Source organism: Pseudomonas sp. Sample_14 (assembly GCF_004307515.1).
Taxonomy (GTDB): domain Bacteria; phylum Pseudomonadota; class Gammaproteobacteria; order Pseudomonadales; family Pseudomonadaceae; genus Aquipseudomonas; species Aquipseudomonas atacamensis.
This window is the reverse complement of sequence record NZ_RCOC01000079.1, coordinates 1-17,584: the sequence shown is the minus strand read 5'-3', so window position 1 is coordinate 17,584 and position 17,584 is coordinate 1. Positions and strand designations below refer to the sequence as shown.

General features: G+C 61.0%; 12 protein-coding genes. 4 read left to right on the top strand and 8 right to left on the bottom strand.

Features of this window, described 5'->3' with window-relative positions; all coding sequences use genetic code 11:
* Positions 1–413 precede the first annotated feature (413 nt).
* On the bottom strand, positions 414–1,244 hold the full coding sequence (locus D8U61_RS18750) for an alpha/beta hydrolase (RefSeq protein ID WP_130899307.1): 831 nt from the start codon (positions 1,242–1,244) through the stop codon (positions 414–416).
* Positions 1,245–1,492: 248 nt separating this feature from the next.
* Here D8U61_RS18750 and D8U61_RS18745 point away from each other — a divergent pair, with 248 nt between their 5' ends.
* The 4 genes from D8U61_RS18745 to D8U61_RS18730 are packed head-to-tail and all read left to right on the top strand — an operon-like array spanning position 1,493 to position 5,730.
* Positions 1,493–1,948 carry a (2Fe-2S)-binding protein gene (locus tag D8U61_RS18745; protein WP_007937751.1) on the top strand — a complete coding sequence of 152 codons (456 nt, stop codon included), beginning with the start codon at positions 1,493–1,495 and terminating at the stop codon, positions 1,946–1,948.
* Between the two features lie 22 nt (positions 1,949–1,970).
* The gene (locus D8U61_RS18740; RefSeq protein WP_130927451.1) at positions 1,971–4,133 is read left to right on the top strand and encodes a xanthine dehydrogenase family protein molybdopterin-binding subunit; all 2,163 of its coding nucleotides are present in this window, start codon (positions 1,971–1,973) and stop codon (positions 4,131–4,133) included.
* 1 nt (position 4,134) lies between these two features.
* A complete protein-coding gene (locus tag D8U61_RS18735; protein ID WP_130903226.1) occupies positions 4,135–4,713 on the top strand; it encodes a hypothetical protein in 579 nt (192 codons plus the stop codon).
* A 54-nt stretch (positions 4,714–4,767) separates the two neighbouring features.
* Positions 4,768–5,730: a sensor domain-containing diguanylate cyclase gene (locus tag D8U61_RS18730; protein ID WP_071171843.1), complete on the top strand. Its 963-nt coding sequence runs from the start codon at positions 4,768–4,770 to the stop codon at positions 5,728–5,730.
* Positions 5,731–5,865: 135 nt separating this feature from the next.
* On the opposite strand, the gene D8U61_RS18725 is transcribed toward D8U61_RS18730, so the two are convergent.
* From D8U61_RS18725 to D8U61_RS18695, 7 genes are all read right to left on the bottom strand, one after another.
* Positions 5,866–8,988, bottom strand: coding sequence for a hypothetical protein (locus D8U61_RS18725; protein ID WP_130927450.1), 3,123 nt, complete (start codon positions 8,986–8,988; stop codon positions 5,866–5,868).
* Between the two features lie 153 nt (positions 8,989–9,141).
* Positions 9,142–9,936 carry an enoyl-ACP reductase FabI gene (fabI, locus tag D8U61_RS18720; RefSeq protein ID WP_003202751.1) on the bottom strand — a complete coding sequence of 265 codons (795 nt, stop codon included), beginning with the start codon at positions 9,934–9,936 and terminating at the stop codon, positions 9,142–9,144.
* 19 nt (positions 9,937–9,955) lie between these two features.
* Positions 9,956–11,566, bottom strand: coding sequence for an ABC transporter ATP-binding protein (locus tag D8U61_RS18715; RefSeq protein ID WP_039763245.1), 1,611 nt, complete (start codon positions 11,564–11,566; stop codon positions 9,956–9,958).
* Between the two features lies 1 nt (position 11,567).
* Complete coding sequence (locus D8U61_RS18710; RefSeq protein WP_016774153.1) at positions 11,568–12,587, bottom strand: ABC transporter permease; 1,020 nt, start codon at positions 12,585–12,587, stop codon at positions 11,568–11,570.
* A 1-nt stretch (position 12,588) separates the two neighbouring features.
* On the bottom strand, positions 12,589–13,662 hold the full coding sequence (locus tag D8U61_RS18705; RefSeq protein WP_016774154.1) for a microcin C ABC transporter permease YejB: 1,074 nt from the start codon (positions 13,660–13,662) through the stop codon (positions 12,589–12,591).
* A 4-nt stretch (positions 13,663–13,666) separates the two neighbouring features.
* Positions 13,667–15,508, bottom strand: coding sequence for an extracellular solute-binding protein (locus D8U61_RS18700; RefSeq protein ID WP_130903223.1), 1,842 nt, complete (start codon positions 15,506–15,508; stop codon positions 13,667–13,669).
* Positions 15,505–17,337 (bottom strand): extracellular solute-binding protein, encoded by a 1,833-nt coding sequence (locus tag D8U61_RS18695; RefSeq protein WP_130927449.1) that lies wholly within the window; start codon positions 17,335–17,337, stop codon positions 15,505–15,507. Before D8U61_RS18695 ends, D8U61_RS18700 begins: the two co-directional genes overlap by 4 nt.
* Between the last annotated feature and the right edge of the window lie 247 nt (positions 17,338–17,584).

Here is a 17,584-nt window from a genome sequence, read left to right as displayed (position 1 = left end):
CTGCGCTCCCACGCCCGGATCAATCCCTCCGCTCAGCCTTCCGACGTCGCCGGTGGATCAAGATCAAAAAGCACTCGAGCTTGCGCTCATTGTTGAGTGGGGCGGCTTTGCCGCGGGCAGCTGCGCTGCTTTGTTTTTCTGTGGGAGTGAGCTTGCTCGCGATAGCTATCTCAGAGATACGAGTGTGCAGCGGATCTACCCTGATCCCTGTGGGAGCTGGCTTGCCAGCGATGGCGGCCTTCCAGCCGACCAGTCTCTGACGGGTATACTCAATTTCAACTGTGGGAGCGAGCCTGCTCGCGAAGGCGTTGGGTCAGTCAATACGTAAGTGGCTGAACGAACGCTTTCGCGAGCAGCTCGTTTTCACAATTTGTTTTGTGCTGTCCGCTGCTATGGGTACATCCTCAGTTCTGTTACTCGCGAATAAACGCCAACAAATCCGCATTGATGGTTTCAGCCTGCGTCGTCGGCATGCCATGCGGGAAGCCGGGATACGACTTCAGTGTGCCGTTGGGCAGCAGTTTCGCCGATAACGGTGCGGAGTTGGCGTAGGGCACGATCTGGTCATCCTCGCCGTGCATGACCAGCACCGGCACGGTGACTTTTTTCAGGTCTTCGGTGAAGTCGGTCTGCGAGAACGCGACGATGCCGTCGTAATGCGCCTTGGCGCCGCCGATCATGCCCTGGCGCCACCAGTTGGCGATGATTCCTTCAGCCGGCTCGGCGCCTGGGCGGTTGTAGCCGTAGAAAGGTCCGCTCGGCACATCGCGATAAAACTGCGCGCGATTCGCCGCCAACTGCGCTTGAAAGCCATCGAACACCGATTTCGGCAAACCGCCCGGGTTGCTTTCGGTCTGCACCATCAGCGGTGGCACGGCGCTGATCAATACCGCTTTGCTGACCTTGTCCTGACCATGTCGGGCAATGTAATGGATCACTTCGCCGCCGCCGGTGGAATGGCCGACGTGCACCACGTTGCTCGTACCCAGATGATTGACCACCGCCAGCACATCGTCGGCGTAATGGTCCATGTCGTGGCCGTCCCAGACCTGGCTCGATCGGCCGTGTCCCCGCCGATCATGGGCAATCACCCGAAAGCCCTGCGCGAGAAAGAACAGCATCTGCGCATCCCAGTCATCCGAACTCAGTGGCCAGCCGTGGTGGAAGTGGATCACCGGCGCGTCGCGCGGGCCCCAGTCCTTGTAGAAGATATCGACGCCGTCTCGAGTGGTGACAAAGCCCATATTCGTTACTCCTGACCTGTGATGGACAACCGCGATGTACGCGGACCGTTTGCGCAGAGGTACGACGACTCAGTGCGAGCCGTTATCAACTGTAGGAGCAATGCCGGGGTCTGCATGACCGCTGGTCACAACGTCTGGCTTCAAGCGCAAATTAGGCTTTGCTGAAAGGGATAAGCGCGGGCGTCCGTAGGTTTTTGCGACCACAGCGACGCCCCTTCGCACCACCGTGAGCCTGAGGAAATCCGCCGATGCTGACCCTGAATATCAATGGCAAGGATCAGGAGCTCGATGTCCCCGCCGACATGCCGCTGCTTTGGGTTCTGCGCGATGTCGCGCACCTGACCGGGACCAAGTTCGGTTGCGGCATGGCCCAGTGCGGCGCCTGCACCGTGCACGTCGACGGCGCGCCATTACGTTCCTGTATCACTCCGGCCACTGCCGTCGCCCACGGGCAGAAAATCCTGACCATCGAGGGCTTGTCCAGCGATGGCTCGCACCCGGTGCAGCAAGCCTGGGCCGAGCTGGACGTGGTGCAGTGCGGTTACTGCCAGTCCGGGCAGATCATGTCCGCCGCCGCGTTGCTGGCGAAAATTCCCAAGCCCACCGACAGCGATATCGATCAGGCGCTCTCCGGCAATATCTGCCGCTGCGGTACCTATCCGCGCATACGCGCTGCGGTCAAACGCGCCGCTGAAATCGGCTGAGTCATTCTCTGGGAGATGAACGATGAACAGTCCGGTATCGCGTCGCGGTTTTCTCAAAGGCAGCGCTGTGTTGGGCGGCGGCTTGATGGTGGCGTTCGTGGTGCCCGGGGCCAATCGCTTTGCCCGGGCGGCAGAAAATCAGAACAAGACCTTCGCGCCCAACGCGTTCCTGCGCATCGCGGCGGACAACAGCGTCACCGTGCTGCTCGGCCATTCGGAAATGGGCCAGGGCATCTGGACCGGCCTGACCATGCTGATCGCCGAAGAACTGGACGCCGACTGGTCGAAAATCCGCGTTGAGCACTCGCCAGCCTCGGCGGCCGATTACGGCTTGCCGGCGTTTGGCGGCATGCAGATCACCGGCGGCTCGACGTCGACCTGGATGGAATTCGACCGCTACCGACTGGCCGGGGCGACGGCGCGGCAGATGCTCGTGGAAGCCGCAGCGAAACGCTTCGACGTCGCGCCATCGACGATTCGCACGGAGTCCGGCGTGGTCATCGCCGGGGACCAACGCGCGACCTACGGCGAACTGGCCGATGCCGCCGGGCAACTGCCGGTGCCGGATCCGAAAACCATTACCTTCAAGGAAGCCAAGGACTGGAAAGTCATCGGCAAACCGACCAAGCGCCTCGACACCCCGGAAAAGATCACCGGCCGCGCCAGATTCGGCATGGACGTGCAGTTCGAGGGCCTGATGACCGCGATGGTCGCCCGCGCCCCGGTGTTCGGTGCCACGGTGAAATCCTTCGAAGGCGCCGCAGCGCTGGCGATTCCCGGCGTGCACAAGGTGGTGCAGGTGCCCAGCGGCGTGGCGGTGGTGGCCGAGCATTTCTGGGCGGCGAAGCTGGGCCGTGATGCGCTCAAGGTTGACTGGGATCTCGGGGCGCTGGCCGACATGAGCAGTGAAAAACTGCTGGAGAGTTTCCGCAAACTGGCGGCGACGCCGGGCACTTCCGCCACGCAGGCCGGGGACGCCAAGGCCAATTTCGGCAAAGCCGCGAAGAAAATCGAGGTCGAATACAGCGTGCCGTATCTGGCCCACGCGCCGATGGAACCGCTCAATTGCACGGTGAAAATCAGCGCCGGCAAATGCGAGATCTGGACCGGTACGCAATTTCAGACGCTGGACCAAATGGTCGCCAGCAAGATTACCGGGCTCAAGCCCGAACAGGTCGAGATACACACCGAATTCCTCGGCGGTGGTTTTGGTCGCCGCGCCAATCCGACCTCGGATTTCGTCGCCGAAGCCGTGCAAGTGGCGAAAGCGGCGGGCCTGCCGGTGAAAACCGTGTGGGCGCGCGAAGATGACATTCGCGGCGGCTACTACCGCTCGATGTACCTGCACAAGGCGCAGGTCGGCCTGAGCGCTGATGGTTTGCCGATGAGCTGGCAGCATGTGCTGGTCGGCCAGTCGATCATGGCCGGGACGATGCTTGAGGCGACGATGGTCAAGAATGGCATCGATGCCACCTCGGTCGAGGGCGTGGCCGACAGTCCGTATATCAAGGATCTGCCCCATCATCAGGTCGACCTGCATTCGCCGCAGACCGGCATCAATGTGTTGTGGCTGCGTTCGGTGGGCCATACCCACACGGGTTTCGTCATGGAATCGCTGATCGATGAACTGGCGACGGCGGCGGGCAAGGATCCGGTGGAGTACCGGCGAACGCTGCTCAAGGCGCACCCGCGCCACCTCGGCGTGCTCAATCTGGCGGTGGAGAAGGCCAACTGGGGCGCACCGTTGCCGGACGGGCATGCTCTGGGCGTGGCGGTACACGAGTCGTTCGGCAGCTATGTGGCGCAGGTCGCCGAGGTGTCGCAGGACAATCTGGCGATCCGCGTGCATCGGGTGGTCTGCGCGGTGGACTGCGGCATTGCAGTGAATCCGCAGAGCATCGCCGCGCAGATGGAATCGTGCATCACCTTCGGTCTCGGCATGGCCTTGCACAGCAAACTCACCGTCAAGGACGGCGGCGTCGTGCAGTCCAACTATCACGATTATCAGGTGTTGCGGCTCAACGAAATGCCGGTGGTGGAAGTGCATATCGTCCCCAGCAGCGAGAAACCCGGCGGCATCGGTGAGCCCGGTGTGCCACCGACCGCGCCGGCCGTGGCCAACGCCGTGTTCGCCTTGACCGGGCAACGCCTGCGCGAACTGCCACTGCAACTGTCGGGGGTGTGAGATGAAACGACATCTTGTGTTGGGCACCGTCGTTTTGCTCGGTCTCGGTGGCTACGCCTCGGACCTGTTTGCCGAAGATCAGGAAGCTCTGAAAGCCTTTGGCACGGTGCAGAAAGTCTTTCAGAGCCCGCGCTGCCAGAATTGCCACATTCCCGGCGATTCGCCGTTGCAGTTCGACGCCGGCATCCCCCACGCGATGAATGTGGTGCGCGGCATGGACGGCAAGGGCGCTGCCGGTTTGCCCTGCGCGACCTGCCACGCCGAAAGCAACCCGCCGGCCAGTTACGGCCCTCATGCGCCCCCGGGTGCGCCGCACTGGAGCCTACCGCCGGCGGCGCACAAAATGGCCTGGATCGGTCTGACTTCGGACAAGCTTTGCACCATGATCAAGGACCGCGCGAGCAATGGCGACCGGGATTTCGCCGCGCTGTTAAAACACGTCAGCGAAGACAAACTGGTGCTCTGGGGCTGGAATCCCGGGGCAGGACGCGCACCGGTGCCGGTGCCGCACGACATTTTCGTTGCGCAATTCAAACTCTGGGCCGACGCCGGCGGACCGTGTCCGGTGGCGCAGATGTGAAGCCTCGGCGATTTAACGCTACGCTCAACGCATGACTGTCTACGGAGTGTGCGCATGCTGGTGCCCGGAAAGCCTGCCAATGAAGCTGCACGTATCGACGCGCTGCATGGCCTCAATCTCGACTCGGCCCCTGAAGAGCGCTTCGATCGCCTGACGCGCCTGGCCAAGCGCCTGTTCAACGTGCCGATCGCCCTGGTCACGCTGGTCGACACGGATCGCCAGTGGTTCAAGTCCTGTGTGGGCCTGGATGTCAGCGAGACGTCCCGCGATGTCTCGTTCTGCGGCCATGCGATTTTGCAGAACGAGCTGATGCTGGTCCCCGATGCGCTGGAAGATCTGCGCTTCCATGACAATCCGCTGGTCACCGGCGCGCCGAATATTCGCTTTTACGCCGGGTACCCACTGACCGTGCCGGACGGTAACAAAATGGGCACCTTGTGCCTGATTGATACCAAACCTCGCCATCTTGATGACGAAGAGCGCGCGCTGCTGCGTGACCTCGCGGAGATGGCCGAGCAAGAGTTGATGGCGGTGCAGATGGCGAGCATGGATGAGTTGACGCTGCTGTCCAATCGCCGTGGTTTCAAGCAACTGGCCCAGCATGCCCTGGATGCCTGCGCGCGCCTGAACCGGCCGGCGACGCTGCTGTTTTTCGACCTCAACGACTTCAAGCAGATCAACGATCTGTACGGCCATGCCGAAGGCGACAGTGCGCTGAAGACCTTCGCCGATGTGCTGCGGATTGCCTTTCGCGAAAGCGACGTGGTCGGACGCCTGGGCGGCGATGAGTTCGTCGCATTGCTGACTGGCTCCAGCCACGTTGAAACCACGCGGATCATGGCGCGGCTCAAGGAAATCCTCGAAGAGCGCAACGCCACGCTGCACCGCGGTTACGCGATTCGCTTCAGCGTCGGCCAGATCGAATACGACCCCACGCGCCACGAAACCGTTGATCGGCTGCTCGCCGATGCGGATGGCGCGATGTATGCGCACAAGCAAGCTCTGAAAGGCTGCTAGCACCGCCACCATCGCTGGCGAGCCAGCTCCCACAGGTTTCGATGGCGCGGAGGATTTTTCAATTCAGCACCATCTCTGTGGGAGCGAGCCTGCTCGCGAAGGCGTCAGCCGATTCATCGCCGGGTTCGCCAGTGCTCAGCGCTTGGGCGGGCTCAGCTTCTGGTAAAACGCCAGCCATTTCTCGTGACTGGCCGCGGCATCCTCGAGTTCGGGCATGCGCAACGCGTCTTGCAAGGCTTTCGCTTCATAAGCATCGAACAGATGCCGGACGGCGGTGCTGGCAATGGCGTTGACTCTGTTGGAGGCGAAGGTATCGGGCACGGCGGTGCGTGCCTGTTGCGCCAGTGGTGCGCCCTCAATATCGAGGCGAGTGATAAACGCCTTGCAGGTGGCGTTCAAGCGAGGCTTGGAGCCGTTTTTATAGGCTTCGGCGTCGAGGGGCAGCGTTTTCGCCGCTTCTTTCGCCACCGATGGTTTGAGTAATGCGATGTCGATATCGCGACGCAGCACCACTTCATCTCTGCTGGTGAAAATCTCGAAGACTCTGGTTGGCCGCCCATGCAGCAGTGCCAATATGCCAAACGGCGCCGTGCTGGCCTTGGCAAGTTTGTCGGTGGCTGCCGATACTGGCCGCAGGGCGAGCAATTCCAGCGTGTTGTCTTCGAGGTCGAGCCGTTGCGCCAACGGCAACCGGCAGAATGCTTCCTTGAGAATCGCGACATGCGCGTCCTTCATATGCTTGAGGCGCGCCGCCAGCGCTGCATGAAAAGCGCTTGCCACGTTGTTCAGTCTGGGCAGCGAGGCAATCATCGATGGCAGTTGCAATTGTGCATTGCTCGATTGCCATCCCTGCATGTCACCCGTTAGCTTGCCGGCGATGTGTAATTGGCTCAGGGAATAATGTGGCCCGGTTGTATCAGCGTCCGAGGCTGGAACAAACAGCGCCTTCTCTGTCAGGTGAGGGGAAGCAGCGAAGATCTTGCGCAGATCGGCGAGGGCAATAGTGGCGGGGGTGGGCGGTGACGACTGGAAGGCCCGGCGGTAAAAATCGTAAATCAGACGATTGTGGTTGCGAAAGAGCAGATCGGCTTGCTTGAGCGTGGCGGCGTCATAGACCGTGACTTGAAAGTCGGCATCGCGCTGGATCAGCCCTCGTGCAACCGCCCAGTCCACTACGACCGAGGCACACGGCTCCTCGCGCAGAAACTTGTAGAAATCGGCCGGCGCCGGGCCTTTCGTCAGCTCGCGCAATTGCTCGTAGGTCATCAAGCGCGCCGCGCCCGGCAGGCGTCTTTCGATATACAGCACGACCTGTTTCAGCCTCACCCAGCGCAGGCAACTCATATAAGGCAGTGATCGAGGAATGCCCCGGATGAGAAACTCCGGCGAGATGCCGGACAATAACAGGTGGGTCGCCAATGTCTTGTTCTTGACCAGTGCGAGTTGGGGTTGCCGGTCGATGAACCGGCGCACTTCGTCATAACTGTCGCCCCAGAAATCACTGCCCTCCAGGCGCTGGGCGACGATTCGGTTTATGTCTTCACCGGCGCTCGGTTCCAGGCTGAGAATCAATGCAGCGAGCAACAGGCGCTCGCGGTTGGTGGCCAGAAGGCGTTTTTTGTGAGACGGCGCTCCGAGGTTCTTCACCAACTGATTGCCCAGCGTCCGTGCGCGCGACGTAATCAGGATACGACTGATCAGGTAGTCGGCTTTTGCCTTGAGGGTATTGAGCGGCAGATCGGTGTCGACCCCTTCACTGAGGTAGTCGATCAGTGGCGGCGAGTCTTCTGGCAAAAAAGCCTGGGTGGTGTCGATGATGCTCTGACGTTGCTGCGCGGTGAACCGCTCGGTCTTCGTCCAGGGTTGACCCAGCAGATACCACTGATTCATGTGCCCGGGACGCATGTGCAGATTGATCTTGTCCCATTTCGCCAGGGACAGGGCTTGCTCGACAGTTTTTGGCAACGGTAGCTCGTAAAAACGCAACATTTGCCCGAGGGTGACTTTACCGCTCGAGCGCAGGGCGCCGCCGGCTTCGCCTGCCTGAGCTTTAAGCTGGTCGCGATGAAGTTTCAGATCGGAATGCTTTTCCACTTCAGTCGTCAGGTTGACCCAGCCTTTGGCGCTGGCCGTGCCGACATGACCGGACTCGGTCACCAGCAATGGACTGTCGGCGGGCAACCCGTGCTGTTGCAAGATGGCTTGAAAATCCGCATTGGAGCTGAATATCTGCAAGCGCTCCTGGCCCAGCGCCATCTGCACCGAGAGCGTGGAATCCGGATGGGGCTCGCTGAATTCCTCGTAATCGATTCTGGCTTTGGGTGCCTTGTTCCAGCTCAAAACTTCCAGGCGTCGCCCAATATGCCGGACGTCCTCCAGATCGCCGAAGTCTTCGCGATAGCTGCGGATAGGGGTGCCGGTCTGCACGTAGTCACTGACGTAGGGCAGCTCAGGCCAACTGTGCTGTCGCAGGCGTTGCGCAAGCGCTTTGGCTTGTCCCGCATCTTCCGGCAGCGCAAATTCATAGCGACGCAGCAGCTCGCCCAATTTCAGGCGCGGGCCTCTGACAGGAGCGGAAACAGAGGCCGAAGCAAGCGTTACCGGCGTATCGAGAAAGCCTCGTTGCTCAAACGGATCGCTCGCCAGCAACACCGCATCGATCCGATCGGCGATCGCCCGAAAGTCCTCCAGTTGCGCGTTGCGTTCCTTCACCACAGCCGACGTGCTGTGGCCGTTTTCATCGATGGCAGCCAGCCCGCTTTTCTTCAGTTCGGTGAGGATGACGCGGGCCTGAATCTGGTTTTGCGGTTCCGGGTAACCGTAGAACGCCAGCACCACTTGCCGTGGAAAGCGATACAGCGGGTTGGCGGACTTGCCGCCGATATAAGGCAGGCCCAACCCGGCAGGGTCGATGCGTTGGGAAATCGATTGCAGCATCGGCGCCACCTGCCACCAGCCAGAGTCGTCCTCCAGGGTGAAGGTGCGTACGTCGGAGGTGCCATTCGCTGGTGTGCGCGCTTGCAGAACGTCGCCTTTGATTTGCAAGGTATCCAGGTCGATGTGAAAGCGACTGGCCCAGTCGAGAAACTCGGGGCGTTCGAGGGCGGTCCAGTAAAGCTCCATCCATTCGCGCAGCAGGCATGGACGAGGAACCTCCAGCGTGCGTGCCGGCGTGGCGGCGGTGACCACCGGTACGGCGGTCAATTCTGCGATGAGATTGTGGATCAGCGTCTGTTCATGTACCGGAGTGTCGTTCATCTGCGCCTCCCTGGCGGCTGATAAGCATCGAGCGCCGAGTATCGAAGGCAGGGCAGGGTCGGTGGCGGTACATATGTAGTGCGGCAACCGTTCTGCAGGCATAAAAAAACCCGCCGGTGGATCCGGCGGGTTTTTCTATTGGCTACAGGAAGATCACTCTTCGATGTTGCCCATCGCGGTGGTGTTGAAGCCGCCGTCGACGTACATGATTTCACCGCTGATGCCCGACGCCAGGTCGGAGCACAGGAAGGCGCCGGCGTTGCCGACCTCTTCGATGGTGACGTTGCGGCGCAGCGGAGTCTGCGCTTCGTTGGCGGCCAGCATCTTGCGGAAGTTCTTGATGCCGGAAGCGGCCAGGGTGCGGATCGGGCCAGCCGATACGCAGTTGACGCGGGTGCCGTCCGGACCGAGGGAGCCGGCCAGGTAACGGACGCCGGCTTCCAGCGAAGCCTTGGCCATGCCCATCACGTTGTAGTTCGGCATGGTGCGCTCGGCGCCCAGGTACGACAGGGTCAGCAGGCTGCCGTTGCGGCCTTTCATCATTTCGCGGCCGGCTTTGGCCAGGGCCACGAAGCTGTAGGCGCTGATGTCGTGAGCGATGCGGAAACCTTCACGGGTAGTGGCTTCGGTGAAGTCGCCGTCCAGTTGGTCGCCCGGGGCGAAGCCGACGGAGTGCACGATGCAGTCCAGGCCGTCCCACTTCTTGCTCAGCTCTTCGAAGACCTTGGCGATTTCTTCATCGCTGGCCACGTCGCACGGGAAGCATAGCTCAGGGCTCGAACCCCAGCCTTGTGCGAACTCTTCGACGCGACCCTTGAGTTTGTCGTTCTGATAAGTGAAGGCAAGCTCAGCGCCCTCGCGATGCATGGCGGCAGCGATGCCGGATGCGATGGACAGCTTGCTGGCGACACCGACGATCAGTACGCGCTTACCGGCGAGAAAACCCATGTGTTGCTCCTCTTTCAGGTTATTGCGCAGTGGCTGGTGCCAGAAAAGCGGCTTCCAGCAACTGCTGTGTATACGGATGTTGGGGGGCGGCAAAGATACTTTGCGCGTCTCCCTGTTCGACCACTTGGCCATGCTTGACCACCATCAGTTGGTGGCTCAGCGCTTTGACGACAGCCAGGTCATGGCTGATGAACAAATACGTCAGGTTGTACTTGGCTTGCAGTGAACGCAACAGCTCCACCACTTGCCGCTGCACCGTGCGGTCGAGCGCCGAAGTCGGCTCGTCCAGCAGGATCAGCGCCGGTTTCAGCACCAAGGCCCGGGCAATGGCGATTCGCTGCCGTTGCCCACCGGAAAATTCGTGGGGGTAGCGGTGCCGGGTTTCCGGATCCAGACCTACCTCCTTCAATGCCGCAATGATCGCCGCTTCCTGTTCGGTCGCGGTGCCCATCTTGTGTATCCGCAGGCCTTCGCCAACGATGTCATTGACGCACATGCGCGGGCTCAGGCTGCCAAACGGGTCCTGAAACACCACCTGCATCTCCCGCCGCAGCGGGCGAACCTCACTCTGCGTCAGGCAGTCTAGCTGCTTGCCTTCAAAGCGGATCGCGCCTTTGCTGCCGATCAGCCGCAAAATCGCCAGACCAAGGGTGGATTTGCCGGAACCGCTTTCGCCGACGATCCCCAGGGTCTGCCCCTGCGGCAGGCTGAAATTGATGCCGTCCACTGCCTTGACGTAATCCACCGTGCGCTTGAGCAGGCCTTTCTTGATCGGGAACCAGACTTTCAGGTCCTCGACTTCGAGCAGCGGCGCGCCGATTTCATTGCTTGCCGGGCCGCCGCTGGGCTCCGCGCCGAGCAATTCCCGAGTGTACGGATGCTGCGGCGAACGGAACAGCTCTGCGCACGATGCCTGTTCGACGATGCAACCGCGCTGCATGACACATACGCGATGCGCAATTCTTCGCACCAGGTTCAAATCGTGACTGATCAGTAGCAGCGACATGCCCAATCGAGCCTGAAGATCCTTGAGCAAATCGAGGATTTTCAGCTGAACGGTCACGTCCAGCGCGGTGGTCGGTTCGTCGGCAATCAGCAATTCCGGCTCGTTGGCCAGGGCCATGGCGATCATCACGCGCTGGCGCTGGCCGCCGGACAGTTCATGGGGCAGGGCCTTGAGACGCTTGTGCGGCTCGGGGATGCCGACCATCTCCAGCAGCTCCAAAGTGCGCTTGGTCGCGACTTTGCCGCTCAGGCCCTTGTGGATGCCGAGCACTTCGTTGATCTGCTTCTCGATCGAATGCAGCGGATTGAGCGAGGTCATCGGCTCCTGAAAGATCATCGCGATGCGGTTGCCACGAATGTGGCGGATGGTCTTCTCGCTCAAATCCAGCAGGTTCTGCCCGGCGTAATTGATGCTGCCGGCCGGATGCCGCGCCATGGGGTAGGGCAACAGGCGCAGGATCGAATGCGCCGTGACCGATTTGCCCGAGCCCGATTCACCGACCAGCGCCAGGGTTTCGCCGCGCTTGATGTCGAAGCTCACGCCCTCGACCACGCGGTGGACGCGCTCGCCGAAACCGAATTCGACGGCGAGGTCGCGCACTTCGATCAGATTGTCCTGATTCATTTCACTTCCTCGGGTCGAAGGCATCGCGAGCGGACTCGCCGATAAACACCAGCAGACTCAACATCAGCGCCAGCACGGCAAACGCGCTCATGCCCAGCCACGGCGCCTGCAAATTGGATTTGCCTTGCGCGACCAGTTCGCCCAGCGACGGACTGCCGGCCGGCAAGCCGAAGCCGAGGAAGTCCAGTGCGGTCAGGGTGCCGATGGCGCCGGTGAGGATGAACGGCATGAAAGTCATGGTCGAGACCATGGCGTTGGGCAGGATATGACGGAACATGATCGCGCCGTTCTGCATGCCCAGCGCGCGGGCGGCGCGCACATATTCCAGATTGCGTCCGCGCAAGAACTCGGCGCGCACCACATCGACCAGGCTCATCCACGAGAACAGCAGCATGATGCCTAGCAGCCACCAGAAATTCGGCTGGACGAAACTGGCAAGGATGATCAATAGATACAGCACCGGCAGCCCCGACCAGATCTCGAGAAAACGTTGCCCGGCGAGATCGACCCAGCCGCCGTAGAACCCCTGTAGCGCTCCGGCAATCACGCCGATGATCGAACTCAGCACGGTCAGCGTCAGCGCAAACAGCACGGAAATGCGGAAGCCATAGATCACCCGCGCCAACACGTCGCGGCCCTGATCGTCGGTGCCCAGCAGGTTGTCCGCCGAGGGGGGCGCCGGGGCCGGGACTTTCAGGTCGTAGTTGATGCTCTGGTAGCTGTAGGGGATCGGCGCCCACAGAATCCACGCGTCCTTGGCCTTGAGCAGTTCGCGGATGTACGGACTCTTGTAGTTGGCTTCCAGCGGGAATTCGCCGCCGAACGCGGTTTCCGGGTAGCGCTTGATCGCCGGGAAATACCAGTTGTTGTCGTAATGCACGACCAGCGGTTTGTCGTTGGCAATCAGCTCGGCGCCCAGACTCAGGCCGAACAGGATCAGAAACAGCCACAGCGACCACCAGCCACGCTTGTTGGCCTTGAACAGTTCGAAGCGCCGGCGGTTGAGAGGGGACAGGTTCATCTCAATGCTCTCTGCTTGCAAAGTCGATACGCGGATCGACAAAGGTGTAGGTCAGGTCGCCGATCAGTTTCACCACCAGCCCGAGCAGGGTGAAGATGAACAGCGTGCCGAACACCACCGGGTAATCGCGGTTGATCGCCGCTTCGAAACTCATCAGGCCGAGGCCGTCGAGGGAGAAAATCACTTCCACGAGCAGCGAGCCGGTGAAGAAAATGCCGATGAACGCCGAAGGAAAACCGGCAATCACCAGCAGCATGGCGTTGCGGAACACGTGGCCGTAAAGGACGCGATGGCGGGTCAGGCCTTTGGCTTTGGCGGTGACCACGTACTGTTTGTTGATCTCGTCGAGAAAACTGTTTTTTGTCAGCAGAGTCATGGTCGCGAAGTTGCCGATCACCAGCGCGGTGACCGGCAATGCCAGGTGCCAGAAGTAATCGAGGATCTTGCCGCCCAGGCTCAGCTCATCGAAGTTGTTCGAAGTCAGCCCGCGCAGGGGGAACCAGTCCAGATAACTGCCGCCGGCAAACACCACGATCAGCAGGATCGCAAACAGAAACGCCGGGATCGCATAGCCGACGATGATCGCCGAACTGGTCCAGACATCGAAGTGGCTGCCGTGCCGCGTGGCCTTGGCGATGCCCAGCGGGATCGACACCAGGTACATGATCAGCGTGCTCCACAGCCCCAGCGAGATCGACACCGGCATCTTTTCCTTGATCAGGTCGATGACCTTGGCGTCGCGGAAGAAACTGTCGCCGAAATCCAGCTGCGCGTAGTTCTTGACCATGATCCACAGACGTTCCGGGGCCGATTTGTCGAACCCGTACATGTGCTCGATTTCCTTGATCAGCGCCGGGTCCAGCCCCTGCGCGCCACGGTAGGACGAGCCGGCCACCGCCACTTCGGCACCGCCGCCGGCAATCCGGCTGGTGGCGCCTTCGAAACCTTCGAGCTTGGCGATCATCTGCTCGACCGGCCCGCCGGGCGCGGCCTGGATGATCACGAAGTTGATCAGCAGGATGCCGAACAGGGTCGGGATGATCAGCAGCAGTCGCCGAAAGATATACGCCAGCATCTGATTACTCCGTGCCCGCAGGGTCGGCTTGCAGTTGAGTTTCGACTTCTACGGCAGGCTTGGCGTCAGGCTTGACCCACCAAGTGTTGATGCCGATGTCGTACTTGGGCGAGGTTTTCGGGTGGCCGATGTGGTTCCAGTAGGCCACGCGCCAGCTCTTGATGTGCCAGTTGGGCACCACGTAGTAGCCCCATTGCAGTACGCGATCCAGCGCGCGGGCGTGGGCCACCAGACTTTTGCGCGAGTCGGCGTTGATCAGGCTTTCCACCAGTTGGTCAACGGTCGGGTCTTTGAGGCCCATGCTGTTGCGGCTGCTCGGTTTGTCGGCGGCGGCGCTCATCCAGTATTCGCGCTGCTCGTTGCCCGGCGAATTGGACTGGGGAAAGCTGCCGACCATCATGTCGAAATCCCGCGAGCGCACGCGGTTGATGTACTGCGAGACGTCGACGCGGCGGATCACCAGATCGATGCCGAGGTCGCTGAGGTTGCGCTTGAACGGCAGCAGCACCCGTTCGAATTCGGTCTGGGCAAGAAGAAATTCGATCAGCACTGGTTTGCCGGTGGCGTCGACCATTTTGTCGTCGACAATCTTCCAGCCAGCCTCTTGCAGCAGTTGATAGGCCTCGCGCTGCTGGGTGCGGATCATGCCGCTGGCGTCGGTCTTGGGGTTTTCGAAGGCTTCGCTGAACACCTGGGCCGGCAGTTGGCTGCGGAACGGTTCGAGGATCTTCCGTTGCTCGGCGTCGGGCAGGCCGGTGGCGGCCATTTCCGAGTTTTCGAAGTAGCTGCGAGTGCGCACGTAGGCGCCGTTGAACAATTGCTTGTTGGTCCATTCGAAGTCGAACAGCAGCCCGAGAGCCTGACGCACGCGCACATCCTGGAACACCGGGCGGCGCAGGTTGAAGACGAAGCCTTGCATGCCGGTCGGGTTGCTGTTGGGGATCAGTTCCTTGATCAAACGGCCCTCGGTGACCGCCGGAACGTTATAGGCGCTGGCCCAGTTCTTCGCGGTCATCTCCAGCCAATAATCGAACTGCCCGGCCTTCAGCGCTTCGAGGGCGACGGTGTTGTCGCGGTAATAGTCGGTGGTCATCGTGTCGAAGTTGTAGAAGCCACGGTTGACCGGCAAGTCCTTGCCCCAGTAATCCTTGACCCGCTCGTAACGTACCGAACGGCCGGCCTTCACTTGGGTGACCTTGTACGGGCCGCTGCCCAGCGGGATTTCCAGATTGCCCTTGTTGAAGTCGCGGCTGGCCCACCAGTGTTTCGGCAGGACCGGCAACTGGCCGAGGATCAGCGGCAGCTCGCGGTTGTTGCTGTGCTTGAACTTGAACAAGACTTTCAACGGGTCTTCGGCAATGGCTTCGGCGACGTCGTTGTAGTAGCCGCGAAACATCGGCGAACCTTCCTTGGTCAACGTCTCGAAGCTGAACACCACGTCTTCGGCGCGCACCGGGTGGCCGTCGTGGAAGCGTGCTTCCGGGCGCAGGTAGAAACGCACCCAACTGTTGTCATCGGCTTTTTCTATCTTGCTGGCAATCAGGCCGTACTCGGTGAACGGCTCGTCGAGGCTGTGTTTGGTCAGGGTGTCGTAGATCTGGCCGATGTCATCGGCCGGCACGCCTTTGTTGATGAACGGGTTGAGGCTATCGAAGCCGCCAAAACCTGCCTGACGAAACACACCGCCCTTAGGCGCATCAGGGTTCACGTAATCGAAATGCTTGAAATCGGCCGGGTATTTCGGCGGCTCGTTGTACAGGGTCACGGCGTGTTGCGGGGCGGCCCAGGCCAGCCCGGCGAACAGCAAGCCGCCGGCCTGCACGAGCAGGGTGCGAACAGCGTTCATCGATCTTTCTCCGAAGACTTCAGCCACCACGCGCTCAGGCCCAGGGTGTAGGGCGGCGTGGTGACAAAGGCCAACCGGTTGCGGTAGGCCAGACGGTGATAATTGAGGTACCAGTTGGGAATGCTGTAGTGCTGCCAGAGCAGCACGCGGTCGAGCGCCTTGCCGGCGGCGACCTGCTCGTCGCGGGTGCGCGCGGCGAGCAATTGTTCGAGCAGGTGATCGACCACCGGATTGGCGATGCCCGCGTAATTCTTGCTGCCCTTGACGTTCACCTGGCTGGAGTGGAAGTACTGCCACTGCTCAAGGCCCGGGCTCAGGGTCTGGCCCAGCGTCATCGAGATCATGTCGAAATCGAATTGGTCGAGGCGCTGTTTGTACTGGGCGCGATCGACCGTGCGCAGGCGCGCGTCGATGCCGATGCTGTTGAGGTTTTCGATGTACGGCTGATAGAGCCGCTCCAGGCTCGGGTTGACCAGCAGCAGTTCGAAACGCAGCGGTTGGCCGTTTTTGTCTTGCAGGCGCTGGCCGTGGAGCTTCCAGCCGGCCTCGGCGAGCAGGGCGAGGGCTTTGCGCATGGTCTCGCGCGGGATGCCACGGCCGTCGGTTTTCGGCAGGCTGAACGGCTCGGTGAACAGCCGGGCTGGCAACTGCTCCTTGTAAGGCTTGAGCATCAGCCATTCATGCCCGACCGGCAAACCCGAGGCGCTGAATTCACTGTTGGGATAGTAGCTGGTGGTGCGTTTATAGGCATCGCTGAACAGCGCGCGGTTGGTCCATTCGAAGTCGAACATCAGACCCAACGCTTCGCGCGTCCTGACATCGGCGAAGGTTGCGCGGCGGCTGTTCATGAACAGGCCCTGAGTCTGGGTCGGGATCTGATGCGGGATCTGCACCTTGATCACTTCGCCACGACGTACCGCAGGGAAGTTGTAACCGTTGACCCAGTTCTTCGCCTGATGCTCGATGTAGATGTCGAACTCACCGGCCTTGAACGCTTCGAAGGCGACATCGCTGTCGCGGTAGAACTCGACTTCCATGCGATCGAAGTTGTACTTGCCGCGATTGACCGGTAAGTCCTTGCCCCAGTAATCCTTGACCCGCTCGAAAATCAGCTGCCGACCCGGCGTGACCGACGTGATGCGGTACGGCCCGCTACCCAGCGGCGGCTCGAAGGTGGTGGCTTTGAAGTCGCGGTCTTTCCAGTAATGCTGCGGCAGTACCGGCAATTCGCCCAGGCGCAGGATCAACAGCGGATTGCCCGAGCGCTTGAACACGAAACGAATGCGTTGTTTGTTGAGGATGTCGACCCGTAGCACTTCCTGCAGGGCCGTGCGATACAGCGGATGACCGTCCTTGAGCAGCGTTCGATAGGAGAACGCCACGTCGTAGGCGGTGACAGGCGCGCCGTCGTGAAAGCGCGCTTCGGGGCGCAAATTGAAGACGCCCCAGCTGCGATCTTCGCTGTACTCCACCGATTGTGCGATCAACCCGTAACTCGACGCGGGTTCGTCGCCGGACGGCGAATACTGCCCGGTGCCAACCATCAGCGGCTCGTTGAGCTCGTTGATGCCGTACTGGAGAAAATTGGCGGTGGTGACCGGGCTGGTGCCCTTGAAAGTGTACGGATTGACCGTATCGAAGGTGCCGAACGCCATCACCCGCAACGTACCGCCCTTGGGCGCTTGCGGGTTGACCCAGTCGAAGTGGGTAAATCTGGCCGGGTACTTGAGCGTGCCGAACTGCGCATAACCGTGACTTTCGGTAATCGTCGCGCTTGCGGGTGAGCTCAAGGCCAGGCTGATCAGGAGCAGGGAGAGGGCACGCTTCAAGTCAGATCCGATCCAGCGGCTTGGGCTTTGTGGGCCGTACAGTAACAGCTTGTCTGGACAGGAAAAAGATGCGGGTTAATGCCGGGTTAATCGTTTGCGCGAAGAGCCCCTCACCCTAACCCTCTCCCGGAGGGAGAGGGGACTGATCGTGGTGTCTGGGCGAATTGCACCGAGGTGCGATACCGAGTCGAACTCAGTTTCTGAAAAGCCCCCGATCGGCTCCCTTTCCCCCTCTCCCCCCTTGGGG